The following is a 15,667-nucleotide window of genomic DNA, read 5'->3' on the forward strand; positions in this document are numbered from 1 at the left end:
GGGCGGGGGGCGGGCCCGGGCCGACCCGGCCCCGCCCCTTCGTGCCCGCGCCCCCGGTCCGCGCCGACGGCGACCTCGCCGACGAGCGCGCCGCCGCACGTGAGATCGCCCACGTCCTGGCCGCGTCCGACGCCCGTGCGAGCAGCCGCAGGGACGCGCGCGGGCGGACCACCGGCGTGGTCGCCACCCGCGCCCGGGGCCGCGCCGTGGTGAGCGTCACGGGCCCGGGCCGCCCGCCGGAGGGGCGCGCAGATCAACTGTGGGTGACGCGCGCCGGGGGCGCACCCCGGGCGCTCGGGCTTCTTGGTGGCGAAACGCCGGTGTCGCCGGTGGCCTCACTCCCCGCGCCGGCTCACTCAGCGTCACTGCCGAAACAGATGGCGGCGCCACGAAGCCCATCACCAGGCCGGTCGTCCAACTCACCCTGGAATCAGTCGGATTCGGAGAGTGACCGTCAACCTCCTTGGGGAGAAGGTGAATCCCGCCACCGGGATACACGAGTGTGAGGGTGGGGCGATAGGGTTAACCTGCCCTGGGCCGGGTGCCCTCGTACGGGTGGGGAGTGACATGGAACAGATAACAGTGCGCAGCAGGGCGAGGGTCCCTGCGATCACTTGTGGGAGCGGCGCGAGCAGTTCGCGTCTCGACCGTCATCTTTCGGTGCTGGGCGGTCCTGCCGTCCCGCAGCGCGAGGCGGCCGAGGCCACGCTGCTGATGCGCGAGCTCACCTCGCGTGACGCCGCGCACCAGCGGGGCGGCAGGCGGGCCCAGGTGGGCCGCGTCTCGCTGTTCGCACCGCTGCGCCGACTGCGTCGTACGCTGTTCGGCGGCGGTCACTGACCTCGGGCGCGGTCGCCTCCGGCACGCCCTGGGGCGTCCGCGCCTCTTCTTTCCCCGCCGCAGCACCCGGCACGCGGCGGGCGAGCGACGACTCCCCGGTACCCGAGCGGCCCGCGCCCGACGCGGGCCGTGGACGTTTCACCGGTGCACGGCCGTGAGCGTCCGGCCGCCACAGCGGCGGGCGCCGGTCACAGCAGAACGAACTGCCCCCCGGGCCCTTCCTCGTGATGGTCGAGGACGGACGCCGGACGACGGGCCGACGCCGGCACGGGCAGCACGCCCGCCTCCCGCAGCTCTTCCGCGGACAGCAGGGGCTCGGCGTCCAGCGAGAGCGGCGGCACCTCCGCGAGCAGCGCCAGGACGGTGATCAGCTCCAGGAGCTGCGAGGTCCACGCCTGCGGCCAGGCGGCCGGCCGGATGGCCTCCAGCGTGCCCGGCTCCGCCGCGGCGATCCGGCGCGCGCACCACAGCTCGACCACCCGCACCCCGCCGACCTGGAAGTCCCACGCCCCGGCGGGCACCGGCGCGATGACGCCGCCCGTGCCGATGTGCAGGGTCTCGTCCTCGGCGTCGTAGGAGAGGCCGGTGGGCCACGACGGCAGCGGCGCCCGGACGTACGGCCGCCGCCCGCCGGGCAGCTTCGGCCGCTCCCCGGAGCCTCCCCGCAGGTGCAGCCGGAGGACCCGTCGGCCGAGCTCCACCCCGCGCGCCCACGCCCCGGCCGTGGCCGCCAGCGGTACGACGCACCCCGAGGGCGTGGACCGCGCGGCGACCAGCACCCAGGCCAGGAGGTCCTCCGGGGCGACGTCCGCCCCGTACCGCCGTGAGAGGTGGGCGAGCAGGCCCGGCGCGACGTTCGGTTCGACCGCGCCCGGGCGCCGGTAGAGCGGCCGGATCCGGCCGGGCCGCCCGGCGGGGGAGCGGCCGTCGGGCAGGACGGCGGAGGCGAGCACCGCGGGACCGGCCCCGCCGTCGGCGACATGGCCCTGCTCGGTGAGGAAGAGCTGGCCCTCGCCGGCCACCCGCCACAGCTCGGGGCGGGCCGCGTCGAGGAGGCGGTGGTCGGGTATCAGCCACTGCTCGTCGAAGGGGCCGTGCACCACCCGGACGGGTTCCGGGCACGGTCCGTGTTCCCGCGCGAGGCGGCCCGTGCCGCCGCCGCACCCGGGGAGCTGCGCCACCGAGGTGGTCAGGGTGCGGGCCCGGGTGGGCCGGAACAGCGCCTCGCGGGCGGCGGGGTCGGCGCGCACGAAGGCGTCCCAACGGGCCTTGAGGGACGCGGCGTCGGGCCCCATCGGCCAGGCGCGGCCGGGTCTGAGCGGCGCGACGGACCACGGCATGAGATCGGCGAGCGGCGGCGCGTCGTCGTACGTCACGCCCGGCATCGTACGACGGCGCGGCGCGCGGCCGGCGCGGCGTCGACAGGCCCCCGGGCCCGGCGGGGCCGCGCCCGGGCTCAGGTGGCGTCGAGCGTCACCGTGAAGGAGAACCGGTCGCCGCGGTACAGGATGCGGGCCACGTCGAGCGCCCGCCCCTCGGCGTCGTACGTGATGCCCGTGTAGTGCAGGATCGGGCTGAGCAGCGGCACTTCGAGGAGCCGGGCCGTCTCCGGGTCGGCGAGGCGGGCCTCGACCGTGTCGGTGATGCGGGAGATGGCCACGCCCACCACGTCGCGCAGGACCTTCGTCATCGGCCAGCGCTCCAGGTCGGCGGGGTCGATGCGGGGCGCGAGGTCGGGGCGCACGTGGTTGCGGGCGTGGTTGGTCGGCTCCCCGGTCGTGGCGTCGCTGCGCAGCCGGTGGTACGTGGCCACCTCGGTGAGGTCGGGGAAGAACTCGGCGAGGTCGGCGGGCACCGGCTCACGGCCCTGGGACAGCAGCTTGGTGTCCATGCCGGACTGCTGCGCCACGATCGCGTCGACCGAGCCGAGCAGGCGCACCGGCGAGCCGCGCCGGGCGTGCGGCTCGATGAACGTGCCGCGCCGCCGGTGCCTGCTGATCAGGCCCTCGTCCTCCAGCTCCTTGAGGGCCTGGCGCATGGTGAGCACGCTGACGCCGTAGTGCCCCGCCAGCTGCTCCTCGGTGGGCAGGCGCAGGGGGGCTTCCGGGGTGCGCCCGAGTATCGAGGCGCGCAACGACTGCGACACCTGATACCAGAGCGGCAGCTTCCGGTTCAGCACGATCGAGTCCGGGGCGAACGCGGTCACGGGGAACTCCGTACTTCCGTCTCACGACGCGGGCGGCGGCCGGACGTGGGGGTACTACGGCCGGAAATGACGCTCCAGACCCTGCCACACGTCGTCGTACGCCCGCTGGAGGTGGTCGGCCTCCGCCGCCTGCGCGGTGGCGGTGACGGGCCAGCGGGTCTCGAACATGAACGCGAGACCGTCGTCGATCTTCTGCGGCCTCAGCTCGGCGGCGCTGGCCTTCTCGAAGGTCTCCCGGTCGGGGCCGTGCGCGGACATCATGTTGTGCAGCGAGCCGCCGCCGGGCACGAAGCCCCCCTTCCCGGCGGTCTTGGCGTCGTACGCGCCCTCGATCAGGCCCATGTACTCGCTCATCACGTTCCGGTGGAAGTACGGCGGCCGGAAGGTGTCCTCGCCGACCAGCCAGCGTGGTGCGAACACGACGAAGTCCACGCCCGCGAGGCCGGGGGTGTCCGACGGCGAGGTGAGCACGGTGAAGATCGACGGGTCCGGGTGGTCGTAGGAGATCGAGCCGATGACGTTGAAGCGGCGCAGGTCGTAGACGTACGGCACGTGGTTGCCGTGCCAGGCGACGACGTCGAGCGGCGAGTGGTCGTACGTCGCCGACCACAGGTTGCCGCAGAACTTGTTCACGACCTCGACCGGGCCCTCGACGTCCTCGTACGCGGCCACGGGCGCCTTGAAGTCGCGGGCGTTGGCCAGGCCGTTGGCGCCGATCGGGCCGAGGTCGGGGAGCTGGAAGGCCGCGCCGTAGTTCTCGCACACATAGCCGCGGGCGCTGTCGTCGAGCAGCTCGACGCGGAAGCGGACGCCCCGCGGGACCAGCGCGACGTGGCCGGGCTCGGCGTGCAGCAGGCCGAACTCCGTGCGCAGCAGCAGGCCGCCGCGCTCGGGCACGATCAGCAGCTCGCCGTCGGCGTCGCTGAACACCCGCTCCATGGAGGCGTTCGCGTGGTACAGGTGCACCGCCATGCCCGTGCGCTGCGTGGCGTCGCCGTTGCCGCCGAGGGTCCACAGGCCGGCGAGCCAGTCGGTGCCGGGCGCCGGCTCCGGCAGCGGGTTCCACCGCAGCCGGTTGGGGTCGGGCACGGTCTCGGTGAACGGGGCCGTGCGCAGGGCGCCGTTGCCGGTCCGGGTGAACGGCGGGTGCGCCGCCGAGGGGCGGACGCGGTACAGCCACGAGCGCCGGTTGTGCGCCCGGGGCTCGGTGAACGCGGTGCCGCTGAGCTGCTCCGCGTACAGCCCGAGGGGGGCGCGCTGCGGCGCGTTGCGGCCCTGCGGCAGGGCGCCGGGGACCGCCTCGGAGCTGTGCTCGTTGCCGAAGCCCGTCAGATAGCCGAGCGCTTCGGCGGTCTTGCGCGCGTCGTTCCTGGAGTGGTCCCCACTCATGACAGCTCCCTCGACTCCCCGGCCCGCGCCGGCACCCTCGCCAATGATTCCTATGGGACACCGTAGGATTCGGGATTTCCGTGCGCAAGGGGAATCCGTGAAATGCGAACAGTTCCCCGGGGGTCCCAGGGTCCGGGCGCCCGGGAGTCCGGGTGGCGGGGGGTCGGTTGCCCGGGGGTCCGGGGGTCCGGGGTCCGGGTGCCGGGGGCCTGGGTGCCCGGGGGTCCGGGTGCCCGCCGGGGCCTCGCCCGGCCTCGTCGCGGGAGGGGCGGCGCCGGGGCGGGCCCTGGCGTCATGCATACCGGTCGGTATGCTGGGGCGTGCCGCGTACCGCGCGCCCGAGCACGCGCCGCCGCCCCGGGAGGGCCCATGACCCGCACCGCCCCGCGTATCTGCCCGTTCTGCGAAGCCACCTGCGGGCTCACGCTCACCGTCGAGGGGTCGCGCGTGACCGGTGCGCGCGGCGACCGGGAGGACGTCTTCAGCAAGGGCTTCCTCTGCCCGAAGGGCGCTGCCTTCGGCGCGGCCGACGCCGATCCGGACCGGCTCGCCCGGTCCCTCGTCCGCCGGGGCGGGCGCCTGGCGGAGGCGGGCTGGGACGAGGCGTTCGACGCCGTCGCGGCCGGGCTGCGCCCCGTCGTCGAGCGGTACGGGCCGCACGCCGTCGGCGTCGTCCTCGGCAACCCGAACGTGCACACCATGGCGGGCGCCCTGTACCCGCCCGTGCTGCTCGGCGGCCTCGGCATCCGCAGCCTGTTCACCGCCAGCACCGTCGACCAGATGCCCAAGCACGTCTCCAGCGGCCTGCTCTTCGGTGACGCGCTGGCCGTCCCCGTGCCGGACCTGGACCGCACCGACCACCTGCTGATGCTCGGCGCCAACCCCCTGGAGTCCAACGGCAGCCTGTGCACCGCCCCCGACTTCCCCGGGCGGCTCAAGGCGCTGCGCGCCCGGGGCGGGACGCTCACCGTCGTCGACCCGCGCCGCACCCGCACCGCGCGCCTCGCCGACCGGCACCTGGCGATCCGGCCCGGCACGGACGCGCTGCTGCTCGCCGCGATGGTCCAGGTCCTCTTCGCCGAGGGCCTCGTCGACCCGGGCCGCCTCGCCGGCCACGTCACCGGCGTGGCCGAAGTGGGCGCGGCGCTGCGGGCGTTCACCCCGGAGGCCGTCGCCGGCGCCTGCGACGTGCCCGCGGCGACGATCCGGACGCTCGCCCGCGACCTGGCCGCCGCGCCCACCGCCGCCGTCTACGGCCGCGTCGGCGCCAGCACCGTCGCGCACGGCACGCTGACCTGCTGGCTCGTCGACGTACTCAACGTCCTCACCGGCAACCTCGACCGGCCCGGCGGCGCCATGTTCCCGCTCTCCGCCACCGCCCGGGCCCCGCGCCCCGCCGGGCCCGGCCGCGGCTTCGCGCTCGGCCGCTGGCGCAGCCGGGTGGGCGGGCACCCCGAGGCCAAGGGCGAGCTGCCGCTGGCCGCGCTCGCCGAGGAGATCGACACCCCGCCCCGGGTGCCGGACAGCGGCCTGGGCGACAGCCCGGTCCGCGCCCTCGTCGTCGTCGCCGCCAACCCGGTGCTGTCCGCGCCCGACGGCGACCGCCTCGACAAGGCCTTGGCCTCCCTGGACTTCATGGTGAGCGTCGACCCGTACCTGAACGAGACCTCACGCCACGCGCACGTCGTGCTCCCGCCGCCCCCGCCTGCCCAGAGCCCCCACTACGACTTCGCCTTCAACGCCCTGGCCGTGCGCAACCAGGTCCGCTACACCCGCGCCGCCGTCCCCCTCCAGGACGGCCGGATGGCCGAGACGGAGATCCTCGCCCGGCTGGTGCTCGCCGCCACCGGCGCGCACGGCGCCGCCCCCGCCACGGTGGACGCCCTGGTCGTCGACGGCACCCTCGGCAAGGCCGTCGCCGACCCGGGCAGCCGGGTGCACGGCCGCGACCCCCGGCAGCTCGCCGCGCTCCTGACCGGGGAGAGCGGCCCCGAGCGGCGCCTCGACATGATGCTGCGCCTCGGCCCGTACGGCGACGGATTCGGCGCCGACCCGGACGGGCTGACCCTCGCCCGACTCCTCGACCACCCGCACGGCATCGACCTCGGCCCGCTGGCGCCGCGCGTACCGGAGATCCTCAAGACCCGCAGCGGCCGGATCGAGTTGTTCCCGGCCCCGATCGCGGCCGACCTGCCGCGCCTGGCCCGGGCGCTCGACGCGGCCCCGGCCGCCGTCGTCCTCGTCGGCCGCCGCCATCTGCGCTCCAACAACAGCTGGATGCACAACGTCCGGCCGCTCACCGGCGGCACCAACCGCTGCACCCTGCACGTGCACCCCGAGGACGCGGACCGCCTCGGCCTCGCCGACGGGGCCGCGGCGCGCGTGACGGCCGCCGGGGGCGAACTCGCGGTGGCCGTGGAGGTGACGGACACGGTCCGCCCGGGCGTGGTGAGCCTGCCGCACGGCTGGGGCCACGACCGCCCCGGCACCCGGCTCGGCGTCGCGGGCGAGGACCCCGGGGCCAACGTCAACCAGCTCCTCGACGGCAGCCTCCTCGACCCGCTCTCCGGCACGGCGGTGCTCAACGGCTTCCCCGTGACCGTCGCCCCCCTCGCCGCGGCGCCCGCCGTAACGCCGTACACGCCGTGAGCCGTGACGTCGTACACGCCGTGAGCCGTGAGTCGTAACGCCGTGAGCCGTGACGCCGTCCTGGCCGTACCGCGTTGACCTGGAGTTCTGCGCTTATTGCTCACGCGTCAACACCTTGTTAACGCGGGAAAGCGGGTCCTACCGTCGTCCGGACCGCCAGACCTGGTGGCAGTTCGATGGTGAACGATAGGTAGCCCCCATGCTGACAATCCTCGGATTCGTCATGATCGCCACCTTCCTGGTGCTGATCATGATGAAGAAGATGTCGCCCATCGCGGCGCTGGTGCTGATCCCCGCGTTCTTCTGCGTCCTCGTGGGCAAGGCCGCCCACCTCGGCGACTACGTCATCGAAGGCGTCGGCAACCTCGCGCCCACGGCGGCGATGCTCATGTTCGCCATCGTGTACTTCGGCGTCATGATCGACGTCGGCCTCTTCGACCCGGTCGTCCGCGGCATCCTGCGGTTCTGCAAGGCGGACCCGATGCGCGTCGTCGTCGGCACCGCCGTGCTCGCCGCGATCGTCTCGCTGGACGGCGACGGCTCCACCACGTTCATGATCACGGTGTCGGCGATGTACCCGCTGTACAAGCGCCTCAAGATGAGCCTCGTCGTGATGACGGGCGTCGCGGCCACCGCCAACGGCGTGATGAACACCCTGCCCTGGGGCGGCCCCACGGCCCGCGCGGCCACCGCGCTGAAGGTCGACGCCTCCGACATCTTCGTCCCGATGATCCCGGCGCTCGCGGTCGGCCTCGTCGCCGTGTTCGTCCTCGCGTACGTCCTCGGCCTGCGCGAGCGCAGGCGGCTCGGGGTGCTCTCGCTCGACGTGGTCCTGGAGCGCGGGGCGGTCGCGGACGTGCCGGTCCTCGCCGGCGCGGGCGGCGACGGCGCCCGCGCGGGACGGGTCAGCTTCGTCAAGGGCGGCGGTACGGCGGGCGCCGGGCGCGCGCCGGGTGCGGGAGGCGCGGGTGGCGCGGCGGGCGCGCCCGGCCCCGGCGCGGAGGCCCGGCCCGGACCCAGCACGGGGGCCCCGTCCGCCCCCGGCTCCGGCGCCGCGGAAGCCCCGTCCGGCTCCGACGCCGTGGAGGACGACGGCTTCCAGGGCCTCGACCCCGACCGGCCCACCCTGCGCCCCAAGCTCTACTGGTTCAACGCGGGCCTCACCGTCCTGCTGCTCACCGCCATGATCATGGAGTTGCTGCCGATCCCGGTCCTGTTCCTGCTCGGCGCGGCCCTGGCGCTCACCGTCAACTTCCCGCACATGCCCGACCAGAAGGCCCGGATCGCCGCCCACTCCGAGAACGTCCTCAACGTCACCGGCATGGTCTTCGCCGCCGCCGTCTTCACCGGCGTCCTCACCGGCACCGGCATGGTCGACCACATGGCCGACTGGCTCGTCGACACCGTCCCCGACGGCATGGGCGGCCAGATGGGCCTGGTCACCGGCCTCCTCTCGATCCCGCTCACGTACTTCATGTCCAACGACGGCTTCTACTTCGGCGTCCTGCCGGTGCTCGCCGAGGCGGGCAACGCCCACGGCGTCTCCACCCTGGAGATCGCCCGCGCCTCCATCGCCGGACAGGCCCTGCACATGTCGAGCCCGCTGGTGCCCGCCGTGTACGTCCTGGTGGGCATGGCCAAGGTCGAGTTCGGCGACCACACGCGGTTCACCGTGAAGTGGGCGGTCCTCACCTCCCTGGTGGTCCTGGGGGCCGGGATCCTCTTCGGCGTCATCTGACCCGGCCAGGCACGCCACAGGCACGTGAGCACGCGGATACGGAACGTCTGATGCGGATACGTCGCCCCCGCGGAGCCGGGGGGAGGGAAGCGCCGCGCCCCGGCGGGACAGGGGCGCGGCGCCCCGGCCGGGCGGGGGCCACGGCTCCGGAGGCGGCAGGAGCGCGCCCGGCGCAGGGGGCCCGGAGGTCTGGGCCGACGGGCTCGTCGCCGCTGCCCGGGCTCCCCGTGGGCCGGGGGTGGCTGCTGCGGCTGGTGATCGCCTTCGGCTGTGCGCAGGGCGCCGTGTCCATGGCGCGGCCCGCCGTCTCCTACCGGGCCCTGTCGCTGGGCGCCGACGAACGGGCCGTCGGCGTGATCGCGGGCGTGTACGCGCTGCTCCCGCTGTTCGCCGCCGTGCCGCTCGGGCGCCGTACCGACCACGGGCGGTGCGCGCCCCTGCTGCCCCTCGGCGTCGTCCTCATCGCGGGCGGCTGCGCGCTCAGCGGCACCGCCGGGTCGCTCGGCGCGCTCGCCGCGTGGAGCGGGCTGATGGGCCTCGGCCACCTGTGCTTCGTCATCGGCGCCCAGTCCATCGTCGCCCGCCAGTCGGCACCAGCCGAACAGGACCGCAACTTCGGCCACTTCACCATCGGCGCCTCCCTCGGCCAGCTCGTCGGCCCGCTCGCGGCCGGGGCCCTGATCGGCGGCGACACCGGCGCGACCAGCGCCCTGGCCCTGGTCGTCTCGGCGGGGGTCGCGGCGGCGGCGTTCACGTCGCTGTGGCGGTTCGAGCACCACCGGTCCGCGGGTACGCCGGGCGCACCGACCGCAGCGGGCAAGGCAGGCAAGGCAGGCAAGGATGGGGCGGCCACGGCCGGCAAGGCGCCCGTGTCCCGCATCCTGCGCGCCCGTGGCGTACCCGCGGGGATCTTCATCAGCCTGGCCGTGCTGTCCGCGACCGACGTCCTGACCGCCTACCTCCCGGTCGTCGGCGAACACCGGGGCATCGCGCCCGCCGCCGTCGGCGTGCTGCTCAGCCTGCGCGCGGGCGCGACGATCGCCTGCCGCCTGGTGATGGACCCGCTGATCAGGCTCGTCGGGCGGCGGACGCTCGTCGTCGGCACCTGCCTGCTGGCCGGGGCGCTGTGCGCCGGGCTCGCGCTGCCGCTGCCGGTGTGGGCGCTGGGTGTGACGCTGACGCTGCTCGGCTTCTGCCTGGGCGTCGGCCAGCCCCTGTCCATGACGACGGTCGTCCGCGCGGCGCCCGCCGGGGCCCGCTCCACGGCACTCGCCCTGCGCCTCACCGGCAACCGGCTGGGCCAGGTCGTGGCCCCCGCGGCGGCGGGCCTGGTCACCGGGGTGGCGGGGGTGGGGGCGCCGTTCCTGACCCTGGGCGTGCTGCTGGTGGGCGCGGCGGGCGCGGCCGTGCGCGCGGGCTGACCGCGCGCCCACCCTGGCGGGACATTAACTATCGGCGCTAGTTTAGGCGCCATGAAGCCCCACAACGCCATGTACATCGCGGGGCGGTGGACCCCCGCGGCCACCCCGGACACGCTCCCGGTGGTGAATCCGGCCGACGAGCGGGTCATCGCCCACGTCCCGGCGGGCACCGCCGCGGACGTGGACGCGGCGGTGCGTGCCGCCCGCGCGGCGCTCCGCGCCTGGGCGGCGACACCGCAGGCGGACCGGGCCGCGCGGATCGCCGCCGTCCGCGACGGCCTGGCCGCCCGGAGGGACGAGATCGCCGGTACGGTCGCCGCCGAGCTGGGCGCCCCGCTGCCGTTCGCGGAGGCCGTGCACGCGGGCGTGCCGATCGCGGTGGCGGGCTCGTACGCGGAGCTAGCGGCCGCGTACCCCTTCGAGGAGAAGGTCGGCAACTCCACGGTGTACGCCGAGCCCGTGGGGGTCGTCGGCGCGATCACCCCCTGGAACTACCCCCTCCACCAGATCGTCGCCAAGGTCGCGCCCGCCCTCGCCGCGGGCTGCACCGTCGTGCTCAAGCCCGCCGAGGACACGCCGCTCACGGCCCAGCTCTTCGCCGAGGTCGTGCACGAGGCGGGCGTGCCCGCCGGGGTGTTCAACCTCGTCACCGGCCGCGGCCCGGTCGCGGGCCAGGCGCTGGCCGAGCACGACGGCGTGGACCTGGTCTCCTTCACCGGCTCCACGGCCGTCGGCAGGAAGATCGGCGCCATCGCGGGCGCCGCCGTCAAGCGCGTCGCCCTCGAACTCGGCGGCAAGTCCGCCAACGTCATCCTGCCCACCGCCGACCTCGCCAGGGCCGTGAACGTCGGCGTCGCCAACGTCATGGCCAACTCGGGCCAGACGTGCAGCGCCTGGACCCGCATGCTCGTCCACACGTCGCGGTACGACGAGGCGGTCGAGCTCGCCGCCCGTGCCGCCGCCAAGTACGGCGACCGCATCGGCCCGGTGGTCAGCGCCCGGCAGCGGGACCGCGTGCGCGGCTACATCCTCCAGGGCGTCGAGGAGGGCGCGCGCCTGGTGGCGGGCGGCCCCGAGGCCCCGCGCGAGCGCGGCTACTACGTCAGTCCCACCGTCTTCGCCGACGTCACCCCGGACATGACCATCGCCCAGGAGGAGATCTTCGGCCCCGTCCTCACCCTGCTCCGCTACGCGGACGAGGCCGAGGCCGAGACCATCGCCAACGGCACCGCGTACGGCCTCGCGGGCGCGGTGTGGGCGGGCGACGACGCCGAGGCGGAGGCCTTCGCGCGCCGCCTCGACACCGGCCAGGTCGACATCAACGGCGGCGCCTTCAACCCGCTCGCGCCCTTCGGCGGCTACAAGCAGTCGGGCGTCGGCCGCGAACTGGGCCGCCACGGCCTCGCGGAGTACCTCCAGACGAAGTCGCTCCAGTTCTGACCGCCCGCCCGCACCTTCTTCCGCCCCGCCCTCTGCCGCCCGCACCCTTTTCCGCCCCCGTCCGTTTCCGCCCGCACCCTGTCCGCCCGCACCCTGTCGCCCCGGAGGAACAGCCATCGTGGTCCGCGCCGCCGTCCTGCCCGCCGTCGGCTCTCCGCTGGAGATCACCGAGATCGAGCTGCCCGACCCCGGCCCCGGCCAGGTGCGGGTGCGCCTGGCCGCCGCCGGGGTGTGCCACTCCGACCTGTCCCTGACGAACGGCACGATGCGGGTGCCGGTCCCGGCGGTGCTCGGGCACGAGGGCGCGGGCACCGTGACGGCCGTCGGCGAGGGCGTCACCCGGGTCGCGCCCGGCGACGGCGTGGTCCTCAACTGGGCCCCGTCCTGCGGCCGCTGCCACGCCTGCGGCCTCGGCGAGGTCTGGCTGTGCGAGGCCGCGCTCACGGGCGCGGGCGCCGTGTACGCCCGCCGCGCCGACGGCACCGGCCTGCACCCCGGCCTGAACGTGGCCGCGTTCGCCGAGGAGACGGTGGTGGCGGCCGACTGCGTCCTGCCCGCCCCGGACGGGGTCCCGCTCACCGACGCCGCGCTCCTCGGCTGCGCCGTCCTCACCGGCTACGGCGCGGTGCACCACGCGGCGCGCGTCCGCGAGGGCGAGACGGTCGCCGTCCTCGGGGCCGGCGGCGTCGGCCTGGCCGCGCTCCAGGCGGCGCGGATCGCGGGGGCGGCGCAGGTGGTCGCGGTCGACGTGTCCCCCGAGAAGGAGCACCTGGCCCGGGCGGCCGGGGCCACGGACTACGTCGTCGCCTCCGCCACCACGGCCCGGGACGTCCGGGCCCGCACCGGCGGCCACGGCGTCGACGTGGCCGTGGAGTGCGTGGGTCGCGCGGTGACCATCCGTACGGCCTGGGAGTCCACCCGCCGCGGCGGCCGGACGACGGTCGTCGGCATCGGCGGCAAGGACCAGCAGGTCACCTTCAACGCCCTGGAGATCTTCCACTGGGGCCGCACCCTCGCGGGCTGCGTGTACGGCAACACGCACCCGGAGCGGGACGTCCCCGTGCTCGCCGAGCACGTCCGGGCCGGGCGGCTGGACCTCGGCCTCCTGGTCACCGACCGGATCGGCCTGGAGGACATCCCGGGCGCGTTCGCGAACATGGAGGCGGGCAGGGGCGGCAGGGCGCTGGTGGTGTTCTGACGGCCCCGGGGTCCGGGGTCCCGGTGCCCCGGTCAGCCGGTGTGCAGCGCGACCCGCTCGTACTGCAGGGCCAGGCCGTCGAGCAGCGCCCGCAGCCCCGTCTCGAAGGCGCGCTCGTCCACCCGCTGCTGGTGCTCCGCGAGGAGGTGGGCCTGGCCGAGGTGCGGGTAGTCGGCGGGGTCGTACGCCGTCTCGTCGTCGACGAAGCCGCCCGCGAAGGAGCCGAGCGCCGAGCCCATGATGAAGTACCGCATCAGCGCGCCGATCGACGTGGCCTGCGCCGGGGGCCAGCCCGCGTCGACCATGGCGCCGAACACGGCGTCCGCGAGCCGCAGTCCGGCCGGGCGGCGGCCGGGGCCGCGGGCGAGGACGGGGACGATGTTCGGGTGCCGGGTCAGCGCCGCCCGGTAGGAGACGGCCCAGTCGTGCAGCGCCGTGCGCCAGTCCCGGCCGTCCTCGAACATCGACAGGTCGACCTGCGCGCTGACCGAGTCCGCGACCGCCTCCAGGATCTGGTCCTTGGTCGCGAAGTGGTTGTAGAGGGAGGGCCCGCTGACGCCGAGCTCGGCGGCCAGGCGGCGGGTGGAGACCGCCGCGAGCCCCTCGGCGTCCACGAGGGAGCGCGCCGCGTCCACGATGCGGTCGCGGCTGAGGAGGGGCTTGCGCGGTCGGGCCATGCGGCACATAGTAGGGCTGCCCACAGAAACTAGCAGTGCTAATTAAAACCTGCTGATCACACGCCGCAGGCGGGGAGGGTTCGATGAACCTGGAGCTCAGCGAGGAGCAGGACGCCGTCCGGCGCCTCGCCAAGGACTTCGTGGCGCGCGAGGTGACCCCGTACGCGGCCGCCTGGGACCGTGCCGAGAGCGTCGACAGGGCCGTCGTCCGCAAGCTCGGCGACCTCGGTTTCCTCGGGTTGACCATCGACGAGGAGTACGGCGGCAGCGGCGGCGACCACCTCGCGTACTGCCTGGTCACCGAGGAGCTGGGCCGCGGCGACTCGTCCGTGCGCGGCATCGTCTCGGTCTCGCTCGGGCTCGTGGCGGAGTCCGTCGCCGCCTGGGGCACCGAGGAGCAGAAGCGGCGCTGGCTGCCCGGGCTCACCTCCGGTGCCCTCCTGGGCTGCTTCGGGCTCACCGAGCCCGGCACGGGCTCCGACGCGGCCGGCCTCGCCACCAGGGCCGTCCTCGACGCCGACGGCATGTACACCGTCAACGGCACCAAGATGTTCATCACGAACGGCACCTGGGCCGACGTCGTGCTGTTGTTCGCGCGCACCAGCGACGCCCCGGGGCACAAGGGCATCTCCGCCTTCCTGGTGCCGACGGACACGCCCGGCCTGACCCGCCGCGCCGTGCACGGCAAGCTGGGCCTGCGCGGCCAGGCCACCGCCGAACTCGTCCTGCAGGACGTACGGGTGCCCGCCGACGCCCTGCTCGGCCCCGAGGGCAAGGGGTTCTCGGTGGCCATGGCGGCCCTCGCCAAGGGGCGGATGTCGGTGGCCGCGGGGTGCGTGGGGATCGCCCAGGCCGCCCTCGACGCGGCGGTGGCGTACGCGACCGAACGCGAGCAGTTCGGCCGGAGCATCGCCCACCACCAGCTCGTCCAGGAGCTGCTCAGCGACATCGCCGTCGACGTGGACGCCGCCCGGCTGCTCACCTGGCGGGTCGCCGACCTCGTCGACCGCGGCCTGCCGTTCGCCACGGAGTCGTCCAAGGCCAAGCTGTTCGCGTCGGAGGCCGCGGTGCGCGCCGCGAACCAGGCCCTCCAGGTCTTCGGCGGCTACGGCTACATCGACGAGTACCCCGTCGGCAAGCTCCTCCGCGACGCCCGCGTCATGACCCTCTACGAGGGCACCAGCCAGATCCAGAAGCTGGTGATCGGCCGGGCCCTGACGGGCGTTTCGGCCTTCTGACCGGGGGCGCCGCCCCCGTCCCCGCCCCGGCCCACTTGCCTAAGCGCTTGCTCACCCTCAGGGTAGGGTGTCTGTCCCGGACGGTGGAAGGAGCGCGCATGGGTGCGGCGAAGGAGACCCTCGGCGAGGAGCAGCCGTGGGCCGAGGTCAGTCCCGACGCGGCGAGGCGGCTGCTGGTCGCCGCGGTCGAGGCCTTCGCCGAGCGCGGCTACCACGCCACCACGACCCGCGACATCGCCGGCCGCGCGGGCATGAGCCCCGCCGCGCTCTACATCCACTACAAGACCAAGGAGGAGCTCCTCCACCGCATCAGCAGGCTCGGCCACGACAAGGCCCTCGCCATCCTGCGCACCGCCGCCGACGGCGAGGGCACCGCGGCCGAGCGGCTCGCGGACGCCGTGCGCTCCTTCGTCCGCTGGCACGCCGGGCACCACATGACCGCACGGGTCGTGCAGTACGAACTCGACGCCCTCGGCCCCGAGCACCGTACCGAGATCGTGGCCCTGCGCCGGAAGTCCGACGCCGCCGTGCGCGAGATCATCAACGACGGCGTCCGCGCGGGGGAGTTCGACGTCCCCGACGTCCCCGGCACCACCCTGGCCGTGCTCTCCCTGTGCATCGACGTGGCCCGTTGGTTCAACACCGCGGGCCACCGCACGCCGGACGAGGTCGGCGCGCTGTACGCGGACCTCGTGCTGCGGATGGTGGGGGCGGGGGCGGCGGCGTCCGGGGCCGGGGCCGGGGAGTAGGGCTCGGGGGCTGTGGAGCGGCGCCGGGGCGCGGGGGTGGTGCTGGGCCTTGGTTGTCGGTGCGGGGGGTTGGGAGTGGTGCCGGGGCGCGGGGGTGGCGCGGGGAGGCGGCTGTGGCGGCC

The 15,667-nt window shown here is 75.1% G+C and carries 13 protein-coding genes; 9 read left to right on the forward strand and 4 right to left on the reverse strand.

The window, feature by feature from the left end; translation table 11 throughout:
* Nucleotides 1–41 precede the first annotated feature (41 nt).
* Together QK440_RS24970 and QK440_RS24975 are read left to right on the forward strand one after the other, a co-directional pair.
* On the forward strand, nucleotides 42–506 hold the full coding sequence (locus tag QK440_RS24970) for an anti-sigma factor (RefSeq protein ID WP_282795443.1): 465 nt from the start codon (nucleotides 42–44) through the stop codon (nucleotides 504–506).
* A gap of 61 nt (nucleotides 507–567) precedes the next feature.
* Nucleotides 568–840 (forward strand): hypothetical protein, encoded by a 273-nt coding sequence (locus QK440_RS24975; protein ID WP_190138646.1) that lies wholly within the window; start codon nucleotides 568–570, stop codon nucleotides 838–840.
* A 188-nt stretch (nucleotides 841–1,028) separates the two neighbouring features.
* On the opposite strand, the gene QK440_RS24980 is transcribed toward QK440_RS24975, so the two are convergent.
* The 3 genes from QK440_RS24980 to hmgA all read right to left on the reverse strand — a co-directional run bounded on the left by QK440_RS24980 (nucleotide 1,029) and on the right by hmgA (nucleotide 4,435).
* Nucleotides 1,029–2,225: a type ISP restriction/modification enzyme gene (locus QK440_RS24980; RefSeq protein ID WP_282795444.1), complete on the reverse strand. Its 1,197-nt coding sequence runs from the start codon at nucleotides 2,223–2,225 to the stop codon at nucleotides 1,029–1,031.
* A 71-nt stretch (nucleotides 2,226–2,296) separates the two neighbouring features.
* On the reverse strand, nucleotides 2,297–3,046 hold the full coding sequence (locus QK440_RS24985) for a GntR family transcriptional regulator (RefSeq protein WP_282795445.1): 750 nt from the start codon (nucleotides 3,044–3,046) through the stop codon (nucleotides 2,297–2,299).
* A 54-nt stretch (nucleotides 3,047–3,100) separates the two neighbouring features.
* Nucleotides 3,101–4,435 carry a homogentisate 1,2-dioxygenase gene (gene hmgA, locus QK440_RS24990; protein ID WP_282795446.1) on the reverse strand — a complete coding sequence of 445 codons (1,335 nt, stop codon included), beginning with the start codon at nucleotides 4,433–4,435 and terminating at the stop codon, nucleotides 3,101–3,103.
* Between the two features lie 369 nt (nucleotides 4,436–4,804).
* Between hmgA and QK440_RS24995 the strand changes: the two genes are divergently transcribed.
* The 5 genes from QK440_RS24995 to QK440_RS25015 all read left to right on the forward strand — a co-directional run bounded on the left by QK440_RS24995 (nucleotide 4,805) and on the right by QK440_RS25015 (nucleotide 12,881).
* Nucleotides 4,805–7,084 carry a molybdopterin-dependent oxidoreductase gene (locus QK440_RS24995; RefSeq protein WP_282795447.1) on the forward strand — a complete coding sequence of 760 codons (2,280 nt, stop codon included), beginning with the start codon at nucleotides 4,805–4,807 and terminating at the stop codon, nucleotides 7,082–7,084.
* Between the two features lie 199 nt (nucleotides 7,085–7,283).
* Nucleotides 7,284–8,822, forward strand: a complete 1,539-nt coding sequence (locus QK440_RS25000) for a citrate:proton symporter (protein ID WP_282795448.1) — start codon at nucleotides 7,284–7,286, stop codon at nucleotides 8,820–8,822.
* Between the two features lie 227 nt (nucleotides 8,823–9,049).
* Nucleotides 9,050–10,243 (forward strand): MFS transporter, encoded by a 1,194-nt coding sequence (locus tag QK440_RS25005; RefSeq protein ID WP_282795449.1) that lies wholly within the window; start codon nucleotides 9,050–9,052, stop codon nucleotides 10,241–10,243.
* Nucleotides 10,244–10,294: 51 nt separating this feature from the next.
* Nucleotides 10,295–11,683 (forward strand): aldehyde dehydrogenase family protein, encoded by a 1,389-nt coding sequence (locus tag QK440_RS25010; protein WP_282795450.1) that lies wholly within the window; start codon nucleotides 10,295–10,297, stop codon nucleotides 11,681–11,683.
* Nucleotides 11,684–11,798: 115 nt separating this feature from the next.
* Complete coding sequence (locus QK440_RS25015; RefSeq protein ID WP_282795486.1) at nucleotides 11,799–12,881, forward strand: Zn-dependent alcohol dehydrogenase; 1,083 nt, start codon at nucleotides 11,799–11,801, stop codon at nucleotides 12,879–12,881.
* Between the two features lie 32 nt (nucleotides 12,882–12,913).
* Here QK440_RS25015 and QK440_RS25020 read toward each other — a convergent pair whose 3' ends face one another.
* On the reverse strand, nucleotides 12,914–13,558 hold the full coding sequence (locus tag QK440_RS25020) for a TetR/AcrR family transcriptional regulator (RefSeq protein WP_282795451.1): 645 nt from the start codon (nucleotides 13,556–13,558) through the stop codon (nucleotides 12,914–12,916).
* An 83-nt stretch (nucleotides 13,559–13,641) separates the two neighbouring features.
* Between QK440_RS25020 and QK440_RS25025 the strand changes: the two genes are divergently transcribed.
* Both QK440_RS25025 and QK440_RS25030 read left to right on the forward strand, forming a co-directional pair.
* A complete protein-coding gene (locus tag QK440_RS25025) occupies nucleotides 13,642–14,796 on the forward strand; it encodes an acyl-CoA dehydrogenase family protein (protein WP_282795452.1) in 1,155 nt (384 codons plus the stop codon).
* Between the two features lie 98 nt (nucleotides 14,797–14,894).
* A complete protein-coding gene (locus tag QK440_RS25030) occupies nucleotides 14,895–15,545 on the forward strand; it encodes a TetR/AcrR family transcriptional regulator (protein ID WP_282795453.1) in 651 nt (216 codons plus the stop codon).
* Nucleotides 15,546–15,667 lie beyond the last annotated feature (122 nt).

Origin of the sequence: Streptomyces sp. CC224B, from assembly GCF_030010595.1 — a bacterium.
GTDB lineage: Bacteria > Actinomycetota > Actinomycetes > Streptomycetales > Streptomycetaceae > Streptomyces > Streptomyces longispororuber.

Coding starts and splice junctions, on each gene's coding strand:
- hmgA (WP_282795446.1), bottom strand. CDS start 4,435: ATGAGTGGGGACCACTCCAGGAACGACGCGCGCAAGACCGCCGAAGCG.
- QK440_RS25000 (WP_282795448.1), top strand. CDS start 7,284: ATGCTGACAATCCTCGGATTCGTCATGATCGCCACCTTCCTGGTGCTG.
- QK440_RS25030 (WP_282795453.1), top strand. CDS start 14,895: ATGGGTGCGGCGAAGGAGACCCTCGGCGAGGAGCAGCCGTGGGCCGAG.
- QK440_RS24975 (WP_190138646.1), top strand. CDS start 568: ATGGAACAGATAACAGTGCGCAGCAGGGCGAGGGTCCCTGCGATCACT.
- QK440_RS25020 (WP_282795451.1), bottom strand. CDS start 13,558: ATGGCCCGACCGCGCAAGCCCCTCCTCAGCCGCGACCGCATCGTGGAC.
- QK440_RS24980 (WP_282795444.1), bottom strand. CDS start 2,225: ATGCCGGGCGTGACGTACGACGACGCGCCGCCGCTCGCCGATCTCATG.
- QK440_RS25010 (WP_282795450.1), top strand. CDS start 10,295: ATGAAGCCCCACAACGCCATGTACATCGCGGGGCGGTGGACCCCCGCG.
- QK440_RS25025 (WP_282795452.1), top strand. CDS start 13,642: ATGAACCTGGAGCTCAGCGAGGAGCAGGACGCCGTCCGGCGCCTCGCC.
- QK440_RS24995 (WP_282795447.1), top strand. CDS start 4,805: ATGACCCGCACCGCCCCGCGTATCTGCCCGTTCTGCGAAGCCACCTGC.